Source organism: Parazoarcus communis (genome assembly GCF_003111645.1).
GTDB classification, from domain to species: domain Bacteria; phylum Pseudomonadota; class Gammaproteobacteria; order Burkholderiales; family Rhodocyclaceae; genus Parazoarcus; species Parazoarcus communis_A.
In genome coordinates, this window is record NZ_CP022187.1 from 2793310 (window position 1) to 2813277 (window position 19968).

The following is a 19968-nucleotide window of genomic DNA, read 5'->3' on the forward strand; positions in this document are numbered from 1 at the left end:
TTCTTGTTCTGGCGGGCTCAGTGCGAGGTGCCGAGGTAGGCCGCGATCACATCCGCGTTGTTCTTGACTTCGTCCGGAGGCCCATCGCCGATCTTCTTGCCGTAATCGAGCACCACGACGCGGTCGGAGATGTCCATCACCACGCCCATGTCGTGCTCGATCAGCACGATGGTGGTACCGAACTGGTCGTTTACATCGAGAATGAAGCGGCACATGTCCTGCTTTTCCTCGACGTTCATGCCGGCCATCGGCTCATCGAGCAGCAGCAGCGTGGGCTCGGCTGCCAGTGCGCGGCCCAGCTCGACCCGCTTCTGCAGGCCATAGGGGAGGCGCCCAACCGGCGTCTTGCGGATGCTCTGGATTTCGAGGAAGTCGATGACTTCCTCGACCTTCCTGCGGTGCTCGATCTCTTCGCGCTGGGCCCGGCCCCAGAACAGCGCATGTTCGAGCAGGCTGCACTTCATCTTCAGATTGCGCCCGGTCATGATGTTGTCGAGCACACTCATGCCCTTGAACAGCGCGATGTTCTGGAAGGTGCGGGCAATGCCCTGTGCCGCAGCGGTGTGCGGGTCCATCTTCTGCCGCGGCTCGCCGCGGAACAGGATGTTGCCCTTCTGCGGATGGTAGACGCCGTTCATCACGTTCAGCATCGAGCTCTTGCCAGCCCCGTTGGGGCCGATGATCGAGCGGATTTCGTGCTCGCGCACATCGAAACTGATATCGGTCAGCGCGTTCACCCCGCCGAAGCTCAGCGAGATGTGCTGCAGATCGAGAATCACCTCTCCGATCCGGCGACCGTCCCCGGTCGCAGCGTCCTGCGCCATGTCATTCATCATCATCCCTGTCTCCTCAAGCGGCCTGCTTCGCGGCCTGCGGCGTGAAAGTCTTCACGTCCTCGATGCGCAGGTCGGCACTGACCTTGCCGGTGCGGCCGTCTTCGTACTTCACCTGGGTCTCGATGTACTGCGACTTCTTGCCGGCATAGAGCCCATCGATCAGCACCTCATAGCGCTCCGCCACGAAATTGCGGCGTACCTTGCGCGTGCGCGTCAGCTCGCCATCGTCGGCATCGAGTTCCTTGTGCAGGATGAGGAAGCGCTTGATCTGCGAGCCGCTCATCTTGGGGTCGGCCGCGAGGTCGGCATTCACCGCTTCAATGCCCTCCCTGATCAGCTCGTACACAGCGTCCTGTGCGGCCAGGTCGGTATAGCCCGAATAGCCCATGCCTTTTCTTTCGGCCCAGTTGCCCACCGCTTCGAGGTCGATGTTGATGAAGGCAGTGACGAAATCGCGACCGTTGCCGAAGGTGACGGCTTCCTTGATGTGCTGGAAGAACTTGAGCTTGTTCTCGACATAGTTCGGCGCAAACATCGAACCATCGTTGAGCTTGCCCACATCCTTGGCGCGATCGATGATCTTCAGGTGGCCGTCTTCATCGAAGAAGCCCGCATCGCCGGTCATGAAGTAGCCGTCGGCGTTGATCGACTCGGCCGTGGCATCCGGACGCTTGTAATAGGTCTTGAGCAGCATCGGCCCCTTGACCAGAATCTCGCCGTTGTCGGCGAGCTTGACCTCGACGAAGGGTGCCGGCTTGCCGACGGAGTCGAGCTTGATCTCGCCATCGGGCTGCAGGCAGACATAGGCGCAGGTTTCGGTCTGGCCGTAGAGCTGCTTCAGGTTCACTCCGATCGAGCGATAGAAGCGGAAAAGGTCGGGCCCGATGGCCGCGCCTGCGGTATAGGCCACGCGGATGCGGCTGAAGCCGAGTACGTTCTTCAACGGACCGTACACCAGCAGATTGCCGAGCCAGTACTGAAAGCGGTCGCCTGCGGAGACCTGCTTGCCGTCGAGGATGTCGGCGCCGCAGCGGCGGGAAACGTCCATGAAGTGATGGAAGATCCTGCGCTTGAAAGCGCCCGCATCCTCCATCCGGATCATGACCTGGGTGAGCAGGTTCTCGAACACGCGCGGCGGCGCAAAGTAGTAAGTCGGCCCGATCTCGCGCAAGTCGGTCATCACCGTTTCGCCCGACTCCGGGCAGTTGATGGTGAAGCCAGCCAGCATGGCCTGGGCAAACGAGAACAGGTGGTCGCCCACCCACGCCATCGGCAGGTAGGACAGGATGTCTTCCTGATCCGTCAGCTTGTCGAACTGCACCCCGCCACGGGCGGCCGCGATGAAGGCGCCGTGTGTCTGGCACACGCCCTTGGGCTTGCCGGTGGTCCCTGAGGTGTAGAGCATGATGGAGATGTCGTCCGACGCCCCCTTGGCGACTTCACCGTCGAGGAAGTCGCCCTGGTTGCGGTCATGGATGCGACCCATTTCCTGCAACTCGTCCAGGCCCATCAGCAGGGTCTGGGTGTAGTGACGCATGCCGCGCGCATCGTCGTAGATCACACGCTCGAGCAGCGGCACCTCGGACTGGATCTCGAGCATCTTGTCGACCTGCTCCTGATCCTCGACCACCGCAAAGCGGATCTCGGCATCCTGCAGCACATAGGCCATTTCCTGTGCCACCGCATCCTGGTAAAGCATCACGGGAATGCCGCCGAGGCACTGGCAGGCTGCGACCGACCAGTACAGGCGGGGGCGGTTGTCGCCGATGATGGCAAGACGGTCGCCACGCTTGAAGCCGAGTTCGGCGAGACCGCAGGCAATGGCCCTCACACTCTCGGCCACCTGCGCCCAGGTATAGGTTTGCCAGATGCCGTACGCCTTTTCCCGCATCGCCGGCCGGTTCGGCCTCAGCTTTGCGTGCTGCATCAGCAGCCGTGGAAACGTGTCGAGCCCCGTCTGCCCGTGAGTATCGGACATGCCCATCCTCCTTCGGTTGATCCTGCCTGTCTCCGCACCCGGAATTCGCAGCGTTTCCGCTTGTCCGGATGTGGCGCACTGTTGGCGCCTTGGTCTTTTGTCAGGTCTTAGTGTCGCAGGGCATGTTTGCGCAACTGTTTGCGCAATGTACTGAATTGTTGCAACAGGCGGAATTCCGCATTGGCAGCCAGTCATGGCAAAGAAAAACGGCGCCGAAGCGCCGTTTCACTGTTACCCCTTCGTGCGAAGGCGCACCGTGGCTTACATGCTGCGCCGGTACTGGCCGCCCACCTTGTACAGGGCTTCGGTGATCTGCCCCAGCGAGCAGTAGCGCACGGCATCGACCAGCACCGCGAACACGTTGCCGTTTTCGATCACGGTCTGCTGCAGCTTGGCCTGCCACTTCGGCGCCTCGGCCTTGTTGCGGGCATGGAAGTCCTGCAGGCGCTTGAGCTGGCCCTGCTTCTCGTCCTCGGTCGAGCGCGCAAGTTCGATTTCCTGCTGCGCCTGACCCTTGGGGTTGAGAAAGGTATTCACGCCGATGATCGGGTAGGAGCCGTCGTGCTTCTTGTGCTCGTAGTACAGCGACTCTTCCTGGATCTTGCCGCGCTGGTAGCCGGTTTCCATGGCACCAAGCACGCCGCCACGCGAGGCGATGGCCTCGAACTCCTTGAGCACGGCTTCTTCGACGAGATCGGTGAGTTCGTCGATGATGAAGGCGCCCTGGTTGGGGTTTTCGTTCTTGGCCAGGCCCCACTCGCGGTTGATGATGAGCTGGATCGCCATCGCACGACGTACCGAATCGTCGGTCGGCGTGGTGATCGCCTCGTCGTAGGCGTTGGTGTGCAGGCTGTTGCAGTTGTCGTAGATCGCGATCAGTGCCTGCAGCGTGGTGCGGATGTCGTTGAAGTCCATCTCCTGCGCATGCAGCGAACGGCCCGAGGTCTGCACGTGGTACTTCAGCTTCTGGCTGCGCTCGTTGGCACCGTACTTGTTCTTCATCGCCACCGCCCAGATGCGGCGGGCGACGCGGCCGATCACCGAGTATTCCGGATCCATGCCGTTGCTGAAGAAGAAGGACAGGTTGGGCGCAAAGTCGTCGATCTGCATGCCGCGCGCCAGATAGCTCTCGACGTAGGTGAAGCCGTTCGACAGCGTGAAGGCGAGCTGGCTGATCGGGTTCGCACCAGCCTCGGCAATGTGATAGCCGGAGATCGACACCGAGTAGAAGTTCTGCACCTGGTGATGAACGAAGTACTCCTGGATGTCGCCCATCATCTTGAGTGCGAACTCGGTGGAGAAGATGCAGGTGTTCTGACCCTGATCTTCCTTCAGGATGTCGGCCTGCACCGTGCCGCGCACCGACGACAGCGTCCATGCACGGATCTTGGCGTACTCGTCTTCGGTCGGCTCGCGGCCGTTATCGACCTTGAACTTGGCAATCTGCTGATCGAGCGCGGTATTGAAGAAGAAGGCCAGAATGATCGGCGCCGGACCGTTGATCGTCATCGACACCGAGGTGGTCGGCGCGCACAGGTCGAAGCCGTCGTACAACACCTTCATGTCGTCGAGCGTGGCAATGGACACGCCGGAGTTGCCGATCTTGCCGTAGATGTCGGGGCGCAGGTCGGGGTCGCAGCCGTACAGGGTGACCGAGTCAAAAGCGGTCGACAGCCGGTGCGCCGGCATGCCTTCGGACACGCGCTTGAAGCGGCGGTTGGTGCGGAAGGCATCGCCTTCGCCGGCAAACATCCGGGTCGGATCCTCGCCCTCGCGCTTGAACGCAAACACGCCAGCGGTGAAGGGGAAGGAGCCGGGAACATTCTCCTTCATCAGGAATTTCAGCGTCTCGCCTTCGTCGTCGAAGCTCGGCAGGGCGACCTTGCGGATCTTGCTGCCCGACAACGATTGCGACGTGAGCTGGGTGCGGATCTCCTTGTCGCGGATCTTCACCACGTATTCGTCGGCCGCATACAGCGCCTTGGTGGTCGGCCACTGTTCGAGCAGCTTCTGCGCAGCCGGCGTGAGTTCGCCGTTCTTCCAGTTGATCAGCTCGTCAAAGTGCTCACCCGGTTTGCCGCATTCCGCGAACAGTGACTTGGCAATCTTCAGCGACTGGCGCTCGCGGGCGACACGTGCCTGCTGCTCGACATGCTTGTGGTAGCCGCGCACGGTATCGGCGATCTCGGCCAGATAACGGATGCGCTCAGCCGGCACGATTGCACGCCCCTGGCTGGAGGCGCGGATGGTGACCACCGGCAGCTTGCCTGGCTTGGCCTTGAGGCCGGCCTTGATCAGCTCGGGCAGCATCGCCTGATACAGCGCGGTCACGCCGTCATCGTTGAAGCGCGCGGCCATGGTGCCGAATACCGGCATCTCTTCGGTCGGGCTGGTGAACAGTTCGCGGTTGCGCTGGTACTGCTTGCGCACATCGCGCAGCGCGTCTTCGGAACCCTTGCGGTCGAACTTGTTGATGGCGACAAAATCGGCGAAGTCGAGCATGTCGATCTTCTCGAGCTGGCTGGCGGCACCGAACTCCGGCGTCATCACGTACAGCGACTTGTCGACAAAGGGCACGATCGCAGCATTGCCCTGGCCGATACCCGAGGTTTCGACGACAACGAGATCGAAGCCGGCGAGCTTGCACGCGGCGATCACTTCGGGCAGCGCCGCGGACACTTCAGAGCCGGTGTCGCGGGTGGCGAGCGAGCGCATGAAGATGTTCTCGTGCTCGATCGCGTTCATGCGGATGCGGTCTCCCAGCAGCGCGCCGCCGGTGCGCTTGCGCGAGGGGTCGATGGAGACGATGGCGAGCTTGAGCCTGTCGTCCTGGTCGAGACGGAAGCGGCGCACGAGTTCGTCGGTGAGCGAGGACTTGCCCGCACCGCCGGTACCGGTGATGCCAAGCGTGGGCACCTTGGTCTTCGCCGCCGCGTCGACGATCGCCTTGCGAACGTCGTCGCCGTAGCCGCCGTTCTCGAGCGCGGTGATGATCTGGGCCAGCGCACGGCGGTCACCCTTGGCCAGCGCCTTGAGCACCTCGTCCGCCTTCTTCGGCGCAGCGTTCGTCAGATCGACATCCGAGCGCTCGACCACGCTGTTGATCATGCCCTGCAGACCGAACTTGGCGCCGTCCTCGGGCGAGAACACATGGGTCACGCCGTAGTCGTGCAGTTCCTTGATCTCGGACGGAACGATCACCCCGCCGCCGCCGCCGAAGACCTTGATGTTCTCGCCACCGTTGGCCTTGAGCAGGTCGATCATGTACTTGAAGAATTCGACGTGACCGCCCTGGTAGCTGGTGATCGCGATGCCCTGCACATCCTCCTGCAGCGCCGCATTGACGATCTCGCCGACCGAGCGGTTATGACCCATGTGGATCACTTCGGCACCGGTCGATTGCAGAATGCGCCGCATGATGTTGATCGAGGCGTCATGGCCGTCGAACAAGGCCGCCGCCGTCACGAAACGCACCTTGTTTTTCGGCTTGTAGGGCTGCAGCTTCTGGGCCACGCTCAGATCGGTCATGTTGGTCTCCCCCGCTTATAGAGTCTGATGATGGCATCTTAGAAGCCAGCTGGCCGGAATGCCATTGCCGCAGCCGACGTCCATCGTGCAAAATCCGCCAATCATCCGAATGCACTCCGAACCCACGGTGAGGCCATGAACGAAGCCCCCCCAAACCCTGCCCACGCATCCCCGCGCCGCAGTCGGGCCAGAGCATCCGTCGCAATGGGCTTTGTGACCGGCATGCTTTCCGGGCTGCGTCAGCGCGGCCGCGACGAGACCCCCTTGTTGAGTGCGGCAGGAATCGATCTTGCAGATGCCGCCAGTCGCATCCCGGTCGAGCGCTACGCGCGGCTGTACAACCTGATCGTGACCGAACTCGACGACGAAGGCTTCGGCCTGTTCTCGCGCGCAATGGCGCCAGGGAGCTTCGAGTTCCTGTGCCGCGGCATGATGGGGGCGACCGACCTCGCCGAAGCGCTGGCGCGCGCGCGACGCTTTCTTCATATCGTCCTGCCCGACCTGGACATCCGCATCGAGCGCGACGGACAGCGCGCCGAACTGCGCATCATCGAAGTCACGCCGGTCTCGACCGAACGCGATGCCCCGGCGCGGGTGTTCGCGCTTGAATGGCTGCTGCGCCTGCTGCACGGCGTGGCGTGCTGGTTCGTCGGCCGCGGCATCGCGCTCGACGAAGTGAGTTTCCCCTACGCCCGTCCGGCACACGCAGACGACTACGCCCTGGTCTATACCGAGCACTCCAGCTTTGATGCGACGGCGCTCTGCGCCCGATTTCAGGCCAACCTGCTCGACCTGCCGATCCGCCGTGACGAGGCCGCGCTGGAAAGCTTCCTCGAAGGTGCGCCGGGCAAGATCAGCATGCTCTACCGCCGTGACCGCGAGATGGTGTTCCGGGTTCGCGACCTGGTGCGCGATGCCTTGCCGGACAACCTCTCGCTCGAAGCGGTCTCCGCGCGCCTGCACGTGTCGCCCCGCACCCTCGCCCGCCGACTCGAGGAGGAAGGCTCGAGCTTTCGCGCGATCAAGGACGCGACCCGGCGCGACATCGCATTCGCCCGCCTGACCAAGACGCGACAGCCGATTGCCCGGCTAGCCGCAGACCTTGGCTATGCCGACCCGTCGGCCTTTTACCGCGCTTTCGTCGCCTGGTCCGGCATCTCACCCGAACAGTTTCGCAACCGCCTCGCTGCGGGCGCAGCGCGAAAAGCGGCCCGCGACCACACGGTGCGCGGCAGCGCAAACTGAGCACAAATTCTCGTTTTCGGACCGGATTGGTTAACGTCGACGTCAACTTCGGGCACACTATTATGCTCAAAAGGAAGCAGCCCCTGATTCCGTTCACGTGTCGGGAGTGCTCGCCCTCCGCACAATAAGTACCGACTCGCAAGAGGAGACAGGCCGCACATGGTGCAAGCCGGCAACACCTCACTGACGCCGGAACAACGCCGGCGCTACGACCTGCTGCTGGCCGGGCTGGATCTGCTCGACCAGGCAATCGCCGTGTTCGACGCCACCCCCAAGCTGGTGACCTGGAACAAGGCCATGCTGCGCCTGCTCGACTTCCCCGAGTCCATGGTGCGGGTCGGCACGCCCTTCGAGGACTTCGTCCGCTTCAACGCAGAGCGCGGCGAGTACGGTACCGGCGACATCGAGACCCTGGTGCTTGAGCGCGTTGCCTCCGCCCGCGCCTTCCAGCCCCACTACATTGAGCGCGCACGCCCCAACGGCAAAGTGCTGGCGGTACGCGGCGTGCCCATCCCCAACCTCGGCTTTGTCACGCTGTGGACCGACATCACCGAGCAGCGCCGCTACGAGTCGGTCATCCAGCAGCAGAACGCGCAGCTCGAAGCGCGGGTGCAGGCACGTACCGCCGAACTGGAACGCGCAAACCACGAGGTGGATCAGATCGCGGGCGCACTGCGTCAGAGCGAAGAGCGCCTGCGCCTCATCCTCGACGCCATCCCCGCGCTCATCGCCCATGTCGATGCAGGGCAGCGCTACCGCTTCGCCAACCGCAGCTACGCCGAATGGTTCGGCCTGAGCAAGGAGAGCATCGTCGGGCGCAGCGTCGAGGAGGTGTTCGGCCCCGACGCCTACGCGGCGGTCAGCCCCTACCTCGACGAAGCCGCTGGCGGCGAGCGCGTCAGCTACGAATATTCGCGCACCACCGCGGACGGACGCACAGTGCATGCCCGCAGTGTCGTGGTGCCCGACGTCTCGGTGGAGGGCGGCTTCCAGGGCTACTTCGTGCTGTCCATCGACATCACCGAACAGAAGGCCAACCAGGCGGCGCTGATCCAGGCCCAGAAGATGGAAGCGGTCGGCCAGCTCACCGGTGGCCTGGCCCACGACTTCAACAACCTGCTCACCATCATCATCGGCAACCTGTCGGCGCTGCAGACCCAGCTCGGCCCGGCGCAATCGGCCGATCATGTCGACCCGGCGATGCAGGCTGCGCGTCGTGGCGCCGAACTGATCCGGCGCCTGCTCACCTACTCCCGCCGGCAACCGCTCGAACCCACCAGTGTCGAGGTTGGCGCACTGGTGCACAACATGACGCACCTGCTGGTGCGCTCGCTCACGGAAGCCATCAAGGTCCGCCTGCGTCTGCCCGGCGAGCCCCTGTTCGCGCTCGTCGATCCGCATCAGCTCGAAAACGCGCTGCTCAACCTCGCCCTCAACGCACGCGACGCGATGCCCGAAGGCGGCGAACTGACCATCACCGTCTCCGAACGCGACCTCGATAGCTACGTCTCGCGCCTGGTGGAGGTGCCGCCCGGCAAGTACGTGCAGATCGACGTCACCGACACCGGGAGCGGCATCGAGCCGGAACTGCTGCAGCGTGTGTTCGAGCCTTTCTTCACCACCAAGCCCTTCGGCAGCGGCAGCGGTCTCGGCCTGTCGATGGTCTACGGTTTTGTCCGCCAGTCCGGCGGCAACATCCGGGTGGTGAGCACTCAGGGCAAGGGCACCAATGTGCGCTTCGTGCTGCCGCGCTCGGCACCGCCCGACACGAGCGCGGTACAGGTGGAACGCACCGTGGTGTCACCGCGGCTGAGTCAGGGGCCGGTGCTGCTGGTCGAAGACGAGCCCGACGTGCGCAAGATCATCCGTCTTCAGCTGACCGCGCTCGGGCATGTCGTAATCGAAGCCGAGAACGGCATGGAAGCCCTGCCGCTGCTGGAAAACGTCGAGGACATCGCACTGCTGATCAGCGACACGGTGATGCCAGGCGGCCTGGGCGGGCGCGCACTCGCCGCGCGGGCGCTGGCCTTGCGCCCCAACCTGCCCGTTCTGCTGATCACCGGCTACGCCAGCGCTGAAGACGAAGACGAATCGCTCGGTGCCGGCATTCCGGTGCTGCGCAAACCTTTCGACCAGACGGCGCTTGCCGCCGCACTGAACGAACTTGATCCGCCCGAGGAGACCCGCTGAGATGAGCAGCCCCCACCCCGAGTCTGGCCCCCCCCGCATCTTCGTCCTTGAAGACGAGGCCGAGATTGCCCGCCTGATCTGTGCCAGCCTCGCCGAATATGGCTTCCGCTGCGAACACCTGTCCACCGGTCGCCAGCTTCTGGCGCGCGCGCGCCAGGCGACGCCCGATCTGTGCATCGTCGATCTCGGCCTGCCCGACATGGATGGCATGCAGGTGGTGCGCGAACTTCAGGAAGGCAGCCCGTGTGCAGTGCTGATCCTGACCGGACGCAACGATGTAACCGACCGTGTGCTCGGCCTCGAGCTGGGCGCCGACGACTATATCGTCAAGCCATTCGAACCCCGCGAACTGGTGGCCCGCGTGCGCTCCATCCTGCGCCGTTACCAGCGTGCCGCGCCGGTCGAACCGGTAGAGCGCAGCCTGGCGCGTTTCGGCACCTGGGTGTTCGACAGCGGGCAGCACACCCTGACCGCTGCCGATGGCCGTGAAGTCGGTCTCTCGGCCGCCGAAGCAGGCCTGCTGACCACCCTGCTGCAGCGTCCGAACAAGATCCTCTCGCGCGAACAGTTGCTCGGCGAGCGCGACGTCGATCCCTTCGATCGCAGCATCGATGTGCGCATCTCGCGCCTGCGTCGCAAACTCGACGACGACCCGCACAACCCGAAGCTGATCAAGACCGTGTATGGCGCGGGCTATCTGTTCTCGACCCAGGTCAGCTGGGAGTAGGAAAGCGTGCCCGCACGCCGGGTACGGCCATGCCGCGTCATGAGCGATTCCGCTCTATAATTATGAATTCTTAATCCATACCATGACAGGAGGCTCAGCCATGTCCCAGCGCCCGTTCAAGACCCTCGGCATCCAGCAGATCGCCATTGGCGGCCCGAGCAAGGAAAAGCTCAAGACGCTGTGGGTCGACATGCTCGGCCTCGAGGTCACCGGCAACTTCGTGTCCGAGCGCGAGAACGTCGACGAGGACATCTGCGCGATGGGCGCCGGCGCGTTCAAGGTCGAAGTCGATCTGATGCAGCCGCTCGACCCGGAAAAGAAGCCTGCGGTACACACCACGCCGCTGAATCATGTCGGCGTGTGGATCGACGATCTGCCCAAGGCCGTGGAGTGGCTCAGCGCACAGGGCGTGCGCTTTGCACCCGGCGGCATCCGTCGCGGTGCAGCGGGTTTCGACATCACCTTCCTGCATCCGAAGGGCAATGAGGAATTCCCCATCGGCGGCGAAGGCGTGCTGATCGAACTGGTGCAGGCACCGCCCGAAGTCGTTGACGCCTTCGCCCGCCTGGCAGCGGCCTGATCCTGTTTCCCCCCTGATGTCTCAGCGCGTGGCGACACTGAAGGTGTCGCACGCGCGCAAGGTGCCTGCGTTCAGGCCGGTGCGAAACCACTGCGCACGTTGCGCAGCGGTGCCATGTGTGAAGCTGTCGGGCACGGCGTAGCCGCGCGCCTGTTTCTGCAGGTGATCGTCACCGGTTGCGGCCGCCGCGGCCAGCGCCTCTTCCACGTCCCCGGCTTCGAGCACCTGACGGCTGCGGTCGGCGTGATGCGCCCACACCCCGGCCAGGCAGTCGGCCTGCAGTTCGAGCTTCACCGATAGCCGGTTGGCTTCGCGCTCCGAGAGACGCTGCCGCGCCTCCTGCACCTTTGCCGACACCCCGAGCTGGTTCTGCACATGGTGACCGACCTCGTGCGCGATGACATAAGCCTGGGCAAAGTCTCCGGGCGCGCGGAAGCGATCACGCAGTTCGTTGAAGAAATTCAGGTCGAGGTAGATCTTGCCGTCAGCCGGGCAGTAAAAGGGCCCCATCGCGGCCTGCCCAAGCCCGCACGCGCTCTGGGTCGCACCACTGAACAGCACCAGCCGGGGCTCCTGATAGCGTCGCCCACCGGCACTGAACACTGCGCGCCAGGTGTCCTCGGTATCGGCCAGCACCATCGACACGAAGCGCGCCGTATCGTCCGCCCCAGGTCCGCTAGAGATGCGCGGGCGACTCGTTTCCTGCGCCGGCGGATTCATCACGCCAGCCCCGTTGAGCACCACACTGGGATCGACGCCAAAGTACATGGCGACCAGCGCGAGCACGATGGTACCGAGCCCGATCCGGCCGCGACCGCCGAGGCCACGCCGCGGCGCCTGCTGTCCGCGCCGGTCCTCGATATTGCTGCTTTCCCTGCCATTGTCGAAACGCATCGTGGCTCTCCGCCTGCCTGCCTGTGTGCGTATCATCCCGCGATCGGGCGTGGCGTCAACAGAAAACGGGCCCGACAATGCGGACCCGTTCTGTTGATGCCTCCCTGTACTGATGCGATCAGGCTTCGGCACCCACCTTGTCGTCGCGGATGGCGTTGTATTCGTCTTCCCAGAACCACTTCTCCTCGCCAAATGCGGGCTTGAGGTGATGCAGCCAGGTCGCCTGGTCGTCGTACTTTGCGAAGAAGGGCCGCTGCACCCAGTCCGGATTGCGACCCTGGATGAAGCGCAGCACGAACACCTTCTCGCCGTTGATTTCGGACACACCCTGCACCTCGACCTTGCCCGGGCTGGCGCTCATGCTCGGACCACGCGCGGTACGGGCCAGGCCGGACACCTGCTGGATGGCTTCGCGATAGATCTCCCACGCCCGTGCCAGCGGCACCTCGAAGTAGTTGCGCGCACCGGTATCGCGCTCGACGAAGAAATAGTAGGGAATGATGCCGAGGCTGACCTGCGTCTTCCACATCCGCGCCCACACTGCGGGATCGTCGTTGATGTGCTTGATCAGGGGGCCCTGCGCACGGATGACCGCACCGGTCGAGCGGATACGCCGGATTGCCGCACGTGCGGCCGGCGTTTCCATTTCGCGCCAGTGGTTGTAATGCGCCATCAGGGCCACATGCTTGCCGGCCTTGACCATGCGTTCGAGCAGATCGATGAGTTCGTCTGCATCCGAAGCACCAAGGAAACGGTGGGGCCAGAAGCTGAGCGCCTTGGTGCCGATACGGACGGTCTGGATGTGGTCGAACTCCGGCGCCAGCAGGGGCTCCAGATAGCCTTGCAGATGCTTGGTCTTCATCACCATCGGATCGCCGCCGGTAAACAGCAGGTCGGTCACCTCGTGATGCTCGCGCAGGTAGCCGTGCAGCATCCGCGCTTCGGACGCCGCAATGCGCAGCGTCTTGTCACCGACAAACTGCGCCCAGCGGAAACAGAAGGTGCAGTAACTGTGGCAGGTCTGGCCCTGGCTGGGGAAGAACAGCACGGTCTCGCGATACTTGTGCTGGATGCCTTCGATGCGGTTGCCCTCGGCATCGCGTGGCATGTTCATCTCCATCTGGTCCGCAGGATGGGGATTGAGCTCCAGCCGCACCTCGTGCGCAGCAGCCTCGATCACGGCCTTGTCTGCACCGTTGCGATAGAGCTGGGCGATACGCTCGAAGTGCGCGTCGGTCAGCATGCCGCGCTGCGGGAAGGTCAGCTGGTAGATCGGATCGTCTGGCACACGGTCCCAGTCGATCAGTTCGTCGACAACGTACTGGTTCACCCGGAAAGGCAACACGGTAGACACCACCTTCATCTCGAAGCGGGCTTCTTCCGACATGCGAGTGAGCGGCTCGATGCGATCAAGGTCGCGCTGGGTGAACACACGGAAGGGTCGATCTTCAACCTCATCAACACGAGCGATGGGCCAGGAACGAGCCAAGGTCGGCGTTTGTTGTCTCATTATCGATCTCCTCTTTGCGTCGGACACCACCCCCTGAGGCGACAGGATCGTCAGGTTTTCTGTAACCGGAAACGGGTGGGGACCGGGGGCTGCGTGGCCAGTGGGCGAATGCCTCAATGCCGGTCCGGGTGAAGCCGACGAGTGAAGAAGCCGTCGGCGCTGAGTCGAACCATTATATGCAGCCGGTTAGTTTTGCGCAAATATATACAGCGAGAACACACTGATAAGATGCGTCAGCCGAAGTCGAGTTCCCCGGCCTCGAGCGGGTGCCCGAACAGATAGCCCTGACATGCGGAGCACCCGAGCCGGGTCAGGAAAGCCAGTTGCTCGGCAGTCTCAACGCCCTCGGCGATCACGCTGAGCTGCAGTTGTCGCGCCATCGCCACCACCGTCGACACGATCATACGATCGTTCTCGTCGTCGACGATATCGGCCACGAAACTGCGGTCGATCTTGAGCGCATCGACCGGGAAACGCTTGAGATAGGCCAGCGACGAATAGCCTGTGCCGAAGTCGTCGATGGAGAACTTCACCCCGATCGCCTTCAGCTCTTCCAGTACCCGGACGGCCTGGTCGGGCTTGTGCATGATCGCGCTCTCGGTCAGCTCCAGGGTCAGCATGCTCGCCGGAAAGCCACTTCGATCCAGCACACGACGCACGGTATCGACCAGCGCGCCGTCCGCAAACTGGCGTGACGAGATATTGACCGCAATCGGCATGACCCGCCCCCCGTCGAGCCAGGCCCGTCCCTGTCTGCACGCCTCCTCCAGCACCCAGATGCCGAGCGGCACGATCAGCCCGGTCTCTTCTGCCATCGGGATGAAGCGCAGGGGCGAAACCAGTCCGTCGGCCGGATGGCGCCAGCGCACCAGCGCCTCGACCCCTGTCGTGTAGCCGGACGCCACTGCAACCACAGGCTGGTAGTGCAGCACGAGCTCATTGCGCTCCAGCGCCCTGCGCAAGGCGGTTTCCAGCGCCAGGCGCTCCTGCGCAGCAATCGTGAGCGCCTCGGTGTAGAAGCGATAGACGTTCCGTCCGGCCGCCTTGGCCTCGTACAGGGCCGCATCTGCATTGCGGATCAGCTGCTGATAGTCATCATTGTCGTCCGGATAGATGCTGATGCCGATACTCGCACCGACGAACACCTCCTCCCCGCTGCGCAGCTGGAACGGCTGGTTCATCAGTTCGATCATCTCGAGCGCAAAGCTGGCAACGTCGTCGACCCGGTCGATGCGATCGAGCAGGATCACGAACTCGTCTCCACCGAGCCGGGCGAGCGTATCTTCCGCCCGCATCCGCCCGTTCAGCCGGCGTGCGATCTCGACCAGCAACTCGTCACCCACAGGATGGCCAAGACTGTCGTTGACGTTCTTGAAGCGGTCGATGTCCATGAACAGCGCCGCCATGATCTTGCCGCCGCGCCGGACCCGTTCCGCGCTGTGCTCGAGGCGAAGGTTGAGCAGCACCCGGTTCGGAAGGTCGGTCAGCGCATCGTAGTGCGCCAGATGCTGGAGCTGGGCCTCCGCGTGCTTCATGCGGCTGATATCGGAGAACACGCCGACGAAATGGGTGATGAAACCTTCCTCGTCACGCACCACCGACAGGGTCAGCAGCTCGGGGAAGATCTCGCCATTCTTCCGCCGGTTCCAGATCTCGCCTTGCCAGTGGCCGGTGACGCTCACTTCGCGCCACATCTCGCGGTAGAAGCGCGCACTCTGCCGTCCCGAGCTCAACATGGTCGGCCGCTGACCGATGGCCTCCTCCTCGGTAAAGCCGGTGATCACGGTAAACGCCCGGTTGACCGCCACGATGCGCTGGTCGACATCGGTGATGAGCACCGCTTCCGCGGTATTCTCGAACACGGCTGCAGCCTGCTTCAGTTTTCCTTCGGCATGCTTCTGTTCGGTAATGTCCTGAGCTGTGCCGAGACCCGCGACCAGGCGCCCCTCATCGTCGTATTGCAGCTCGGCACGCTCATGCACCCATCTCACGCAGCCATCGACAATGACCCGGTGCTGCACGTCGAGCCCGGCCCCCGCCCGCGCCGCCCGCCACGCGGCGTCGACCCGGAGGCGGTCCTCGGGATGCACCGCGTTGAGGAAGCTCTCGTAGCTCACCGGCGTGCCCACCGGCAGCCCGAAAATGCGATAGGTCTCCGCCGACCAGATCAGTTGCCGTTCGACGAGACTGATCTGCCAGCTTCCTGTTCGCGCCACCGCCTGGGCCCGCTCCAGCGAAGCCTGGCTTGCACGCAGGGCTGCTTCGGCCTGCTTGAGCGAAGTGATGTCACGGATGACCCCCATCAGGCCGGAGAAGCCCTGGGCACCAAAGAACGGCGTTTTCAGGGTGTCGAGCAAGACCTCGCGACCATCGGGATAGACAATCCGTTCTTCCTGGCGAAGGGCCACGCCCGACTCTCTTACGCGCCGGTCCAGCTCCTGGTAGGAAGCTGCAAGCTCTGCGGCGAAGAGGTCGCCATCGGTACGTCCGATGATCTCCGCTTCCGCCTTGTTGACGTAGGCTTCGAACGCACGATTGCAGCCGAGATAGCGCCCCTCTTCATCCTTGAAAAAAACCAGATCGGGAAGCGCATCGATGAACACGCGCAGCAAGCCCTCGTCCCGGTCGAGGAGCGAGCACGCTGCCGAAATTTCGTTCAGGGATGCGGGCTTCATCGAACATCCACGCCTTCTGACTATATCAACGTCATTTTGACCCATCGCCGACGTTTTGCGAAATTCATTTTCAGAGCCCGCAATGAATCGACCAAGTTAACGAAAAAGGGCCCGCTTGCGCGGGCCCACCCTCCGACGGGCACCCCGCCGGACAAGCCGGCGACGTCTCCCTCCCCATCGAACGAAACAAGGATCGGCCTGACAGCCGCCGATCAGACGAACTCGATGATCACCTCATCCACCGACAGGCTTGCACCCGGTGCGACCACGATCTTCTTGACCGTCACGTCGCTGTCGGCCTTGAGCACGTTCTCCATCTTCATGGCTTCGATGACCGCAAGCTTCTCGCCAGCCTTCACTTCCTGACCTTCGACCACCGAAACCTCACGCAGCAGGCCGGGCATCGGCGACAGCAGGAACTTCGACAGATCGGGCGGCAGCTTCTCGGGCATCAGCGACAGCAGATGGGCCGCGTGCACCGTCATCACCATCGGCTCGACCTGCAGACCGAAGTGCGAGATGTAGTAGCGCAGGCCGCGGCGCTCGATCTGCAGGCAGATCGGCTTGCCATTGGCCGAGCCCTTGAACAGCAGGTCGCCAAAGCGCCAGTCGGAGACGATGTCGTAGGTCGTGTCGCCATGGGTCAGCGACAAACCGCCCTCGATCTCCCGGATGGACATCGGGTACTGCTTGCCCCCCATCACCACCACCCAGTTGGTGGCAACCTTGCGGCCGTGACCGGCAAGCTGACCGTCGATCTGCACCGCACGGTCGATGTAGCGCTTGCGGGCAAAGGTGGCCACCGCGGCGAGCAGCGCGGGATCGTCGTGCGGCACCATCGACGCATCGAAGCCCTGCGGGTACTCCTCGGCGATGAAGCCGGTGTTGAAGTTGCCCGAGCAGAAACGCGGATGCTGCAGCAGTGCGGCCTGGAACGGGATGTTCGAGCTGATGCCACGGATCACGAAGGCGTTGAGCGCGTCACGCATGCGCTCGATGGCTTCGTTGCGGTCCTTGCCGTGCACGATGAGCTTGGCGATCATCGAGTCGTAGAACATCGAGATCTCACCACCTTCGTACACGCCGGTATCGACGCGCACCTGACCATCGACCTCGGCCGGGGGCTGGAACTTCACCAGACGGCCCGTCGAAGGCAGGAAGCCGCGGAAGGGATCCTCAGCGTTGATGCGGCACTCCATGGACCAGCCGTTGATGCCGACATCGGCCTGGCTCAGCGGCAGCTTCTCGCCGTAGGCGACGCGGATCATCTGCTCGACGAGGTCGAGCCCGGTGATGAGTTCGGTGACCGGGTGCTCGACCTGCAGACGGGTGTTCATCTCGAGGAAGTAGAACTCCTTTGTCGCGCCGCTCACCACGAACTCGACCGTACCGGCCGACTCGTAGTTCACCGCACGCGCCAGCGCCACCGCCTGCTCGCCCATGGCCTTGCGCATCTCGGGGTCGACGAAGGGGCTGGGCGCTTCCTCGATGACCTTCTGATGGCGGCGCTGAATCGAGCAATCGCGCTCGTTCAGATAGACGTAGTTGCCGTGCCCATCGCCCAGCACCTGGATCTCGATGTGGCGCGGCTCGAGCACGTATTTCTCGATGAAGACGCGGTCGTCGCCGAACGCGTTACGCGCTTCGTTGACGCAGGAGGCGAAACCTTCATGCGCCTCCTTGTCGTTGAAGGCCACGCGCAGGCCCTTGCCGCCACCGCCGGCCGAGGCCTTGATCATGACCGGATAGCCGATGTTCTTCGCGATCTCGACCGCCTCGTCGGGACCGGCAATCGCATCGTTGTAGCCCGGGATGGTGTTCACACCGGCTTCGATCGCGAGCTTCTTGGACTCGATCTTGTCGCCCATCTTGGCAACCGAGTAGTGCTTCGGGCCGATGAACTTGATGCCCTCTTCTTCCAGACGGCGCGAGAACTCGGCGTTCTCGGACAGGAAGCCATAGCCCGGATGCACCGCTTCGGCACCGGTCTGCTTGCAGGCAGCGATGATCTTGTCCATCGCCAGATAGGACTCTTTCGACGCGGCGGGGCCGATACACACACCTTCATCCGCCAGCTCGACAAACAGGGCGTCCTTGTCGGCCTCGGAATAGACCGCAACGGTGGCGATGCCCATCTTGCGGGCCGTCTTGATGACGCGGCAGGCGATTTCACCGCGGTTTGCAATCAGAATCTTCTTAAACATGTCTTTTGTCCTCGTGCGGCAATCAGAGCGGAATGTTGCCGTGCTTGCGCCACGGGTTCTCGAGTTCCTTGTCCTTGAGCATGGCCAGCGAACGGCACACGCGCTTGCGCGTTTCGTGCGGCATGATCACGTCGTCGATGAAGCCACGCGCACCGGCCACGAACGGGTTGGCGAAACGGGACTTGTACTCGGCCTCGCGCTCGGCGATCTTGGCGGGATCGTTCTTCTCTTCACGGAAGATGATCTCCACCGCGCCCTTCGGGCCCATCACCGCGATCTCGGCAGACGGCCAGGCGAAGTTGACGTCGCCACGCAGGTGCTTGGAGCTCATCACGTCATACGCACCGCCGTAGGCCTTGCGCGTGATCAGGGTGACCTTGGGCACGGTGCACTCAGCGTAGGCGTAGAGCAGCTTGGCGCCATGCTTGATGATGCCGCCGTACTCCTGGCTGGTGCCAGGCATGAAGCCGGGCACGTCGACCAGGGTCACGACCGGGATGTTGAACGCATCGCAGAAGCGTACGAAACGCGCCGCCTTGATCGAGCTCTTGATGTCGAGGCAGCCGGCCAGCACCAGCGGCTGGTTGGCGACGATCCCGACCGGAGAGCCTTCCATGCGGGCGAAGCCGATGATGATGTTCTTGGCGTAGTCGGGCTGCAGCTCGAAGAAGTCGCCGTCGTCGACCATCTTGACGATCAGTTCCTTCATGTCATACGGCTGGTTCGGGTTCGCCGGCACCAGCGTGTCGAGCGAGAAATCAAGGCGATCGGCCGCATCCACCGCCGGAATCGCAGGCGGCTTCTCGCGGTTGCTCGAGGGCAGGAAGCCGACCAGACGGCGGGTCATCATCAGCGCTTCGACGTCGTTCTCGAAGGCGAGGTCGGCGACACCGGACTTGGTGTTGTGGGTGATCGCGCCGCCCAGTTCTTCGGCGGTGACTTCCTCGTGGGTCACGGTCTTGACCACTTCGGGACCGGTGACGAACATGTAGGAGGAGTCCTTCACCATGAAGATGAAGTCGGTCATGGCCGGGCTGTACACCGCGCCACCGGCACACGGCCCCATGATCAGCGAAATCTGCGGCACCACGCCGGAGGCCATCACGTTGCGCTGGAACACGTCGGCGTAGCCGCCGAGCGAATCCACGCCTTCCTGAATGCGTGCGCCACCCGAGTCGTTGAGGCCGATCACCGGCGCACCGACCTTCATTGCATGGTCCATGACCTTGCAGATCTTCTCGGCGTGGGTTTCCGACAGCGAACCGCCGAACACGGTGAAGTCCTGCGAGAACACGAACACCAGACGACCATTCACGGTGCCATACCCGGTGACGACACCGTCGCCCGGGATATGGTCGGCATTCATGCCGAAATCGTTGCAGCGGTGCTCCTTGAACATGTCCCACTCTTCGAAGCTGCCGTCGTCGAGGAACAGTTCGATACGCTCGCGTGCAGTGAGCTTGCCCTTGGCATGCTGGGCGTCGATGCGCTTCTGGCCACCGCCCAGACGGGCTTTGGCGCGCTTCTCGTCCAGCTGACGAATGATGTCTTGCATTGATAACCTCCTTGGCGGGTTTCCTGTGTGCGCGTTCGCTACTTCA

General features: G+C 63.3%; 12 protein-coding genes. 4 read left to right on the forward strand and 8 right to left on the reverse strand.

The annotated features are described in order from the left end of the window. Positions 1-17: 17 nt before the first annotated feature. From CEW83_RS12765 to icmF, 3 genes are all read right to left on the reverse strand, one after another. Complete coding sequence (locus tag CEW83_RS12765; RefSeq protein WP_108949683.1) at positions 18-839, reverse strand: ABC transporter ATP-binding protein; 822 nt, start codon at positions 837-839, stop codon at positions 18-20. Between the two features lie 10 nt (positions 840-849). Continuing rightward, positions 850-2814, reverse strand: coding sequence for an AMP-dependent synthetase/ligase (locus tag CEW83_RS12770; RefSeq protein ID WP_199915111.1), 1965 nt, complete (start codon positions 2812-2814; stop codon positions 850-852). A 261-nt stretch (positions 2815-3075) separates the two neighbouring features. Then, positions 3076-6342, reverse strand: coding sequence for a fused isobutyryl-CoA mutase/GTPase IcmF (gene icmF / locus CEW83_RS12775; protein WP_108949685.1), 3267 nt, complete (start codon positions 6340-6342; stop codon positions 3076-3078). A gap of 204 nt (positions 6343-6546) precedes the next feature. Here icmF and CEW83_RS12780 point away from each other — a divergent pair, with 204 nt between their 5' ends. The 4 genes from CEW83_RS12780 (at position 6547) to CEW83_RS12795 (ending at position 11084) form a co-directional block, all read left to right on the forward strand. Next, a complete protein-coding gene (locus CEW83_RS12780; RefSeq protein ID WP_108949686.1) occupies positions 6547-7587 on the forward strand; it encodes an AraC family transcriptional regulator in 1041 nt (346 codons plus the stop codon). Between the two features lie 159 nt (positions 7588-7746). Further along, on the forward strand, positions 7747-9777 hold the full coding sequence (locus tag CEW83_RS12785) for a PAS-domain containing protein (RefSeq protein WP_108949687.1): 2031 nt from the start codon (positions 7747-7749) through the stop codon (positions 9775-9777). 1 nt (position 9778) lies between these two features. Further along, positions 9779-10504 (forward strand): response regulator transcription factor, encoded by a 726-nt coding sequence (locus CEW83_RS12790; protein ID WP_108949688.1) that lies wholly within the window; start codon positions 9779-9781, stop codon positions 10502-10504. 100 nt (positions 10505-10604) lie between these two features. Beyond that, entirely contained in the window at positions 10605-11084 is a 480-nt protein-coding gene (locus tag CEW83_RS12795; RefSeq protein WP_108949689.1) for a VOC family protein, read from the forward strand. 21 nt (positions 11085-11105) lie between these two features. Here the strand turns inward: CEW83_RS12795 and CEW83_RS12800 are convergent, their stop codons facing one another. From CEW83_RS12800 to CEW83_RS12820, 5 genes are all read right to left on the reverse strand, one after another. After that, a complete protein-coding gene (locus CEW83_RS12800; protein ID WP_108949690.1) occupies positions 11106-11978 on the reverse strand; it encodes a neutral zinc metallopeptidase in 873 nt (290 codons plus the stop codon). A 118-nt stretch (positions 11979-12096) separates the two neighbouring features. Further along, entirely contained in the window at positions 12097-13488 is a 1392-nt protein-coding gene (locus tag CEW83_RS12805; RefSeq protein WP_108949691.1) for a KamA family radical SAM protein, read from the reverse strand. Positions 13489-13721: 233 nt separating this feature from the next. Further along, complete coding sequence (locus CEW83_RS12810) at positions 13722-16163, reverse strand: EAL and GGDEF domain-containing protein (protein ID WP_108949692.1); 2442 nt, start codon at positions 16161-16163, stop codon at positions 13722-13724. A 212-nt stretch (positions 16164-16375) separates the two neighbouring features. After that, a complete protein-coding gene (gene accC, locus CEW83_RS12815) occupies positions 16376-18367 on the reverse strand; it encodes an acetyl-CoA carboxylase biotin carboxylase subunit (protein ID WP_108949693.1) in 1992 nt (663 codons plus the stop codon). Between the two features lie 22 nt (positions 18368-18389). Beyond that, on the reverse strand, positions 18390-19922 hold the full coding sequence (locus CEW83_RS12820) for an acyl-CoA carboxylase subunit beta (protein ID WP_108949694.1): 1533 nt from the start codon (positions 19920-19922) through the stop codon (positions 18390-18392). Between the last annotated feature and the right edge of the window lie 46 nt (positions 19923-19968).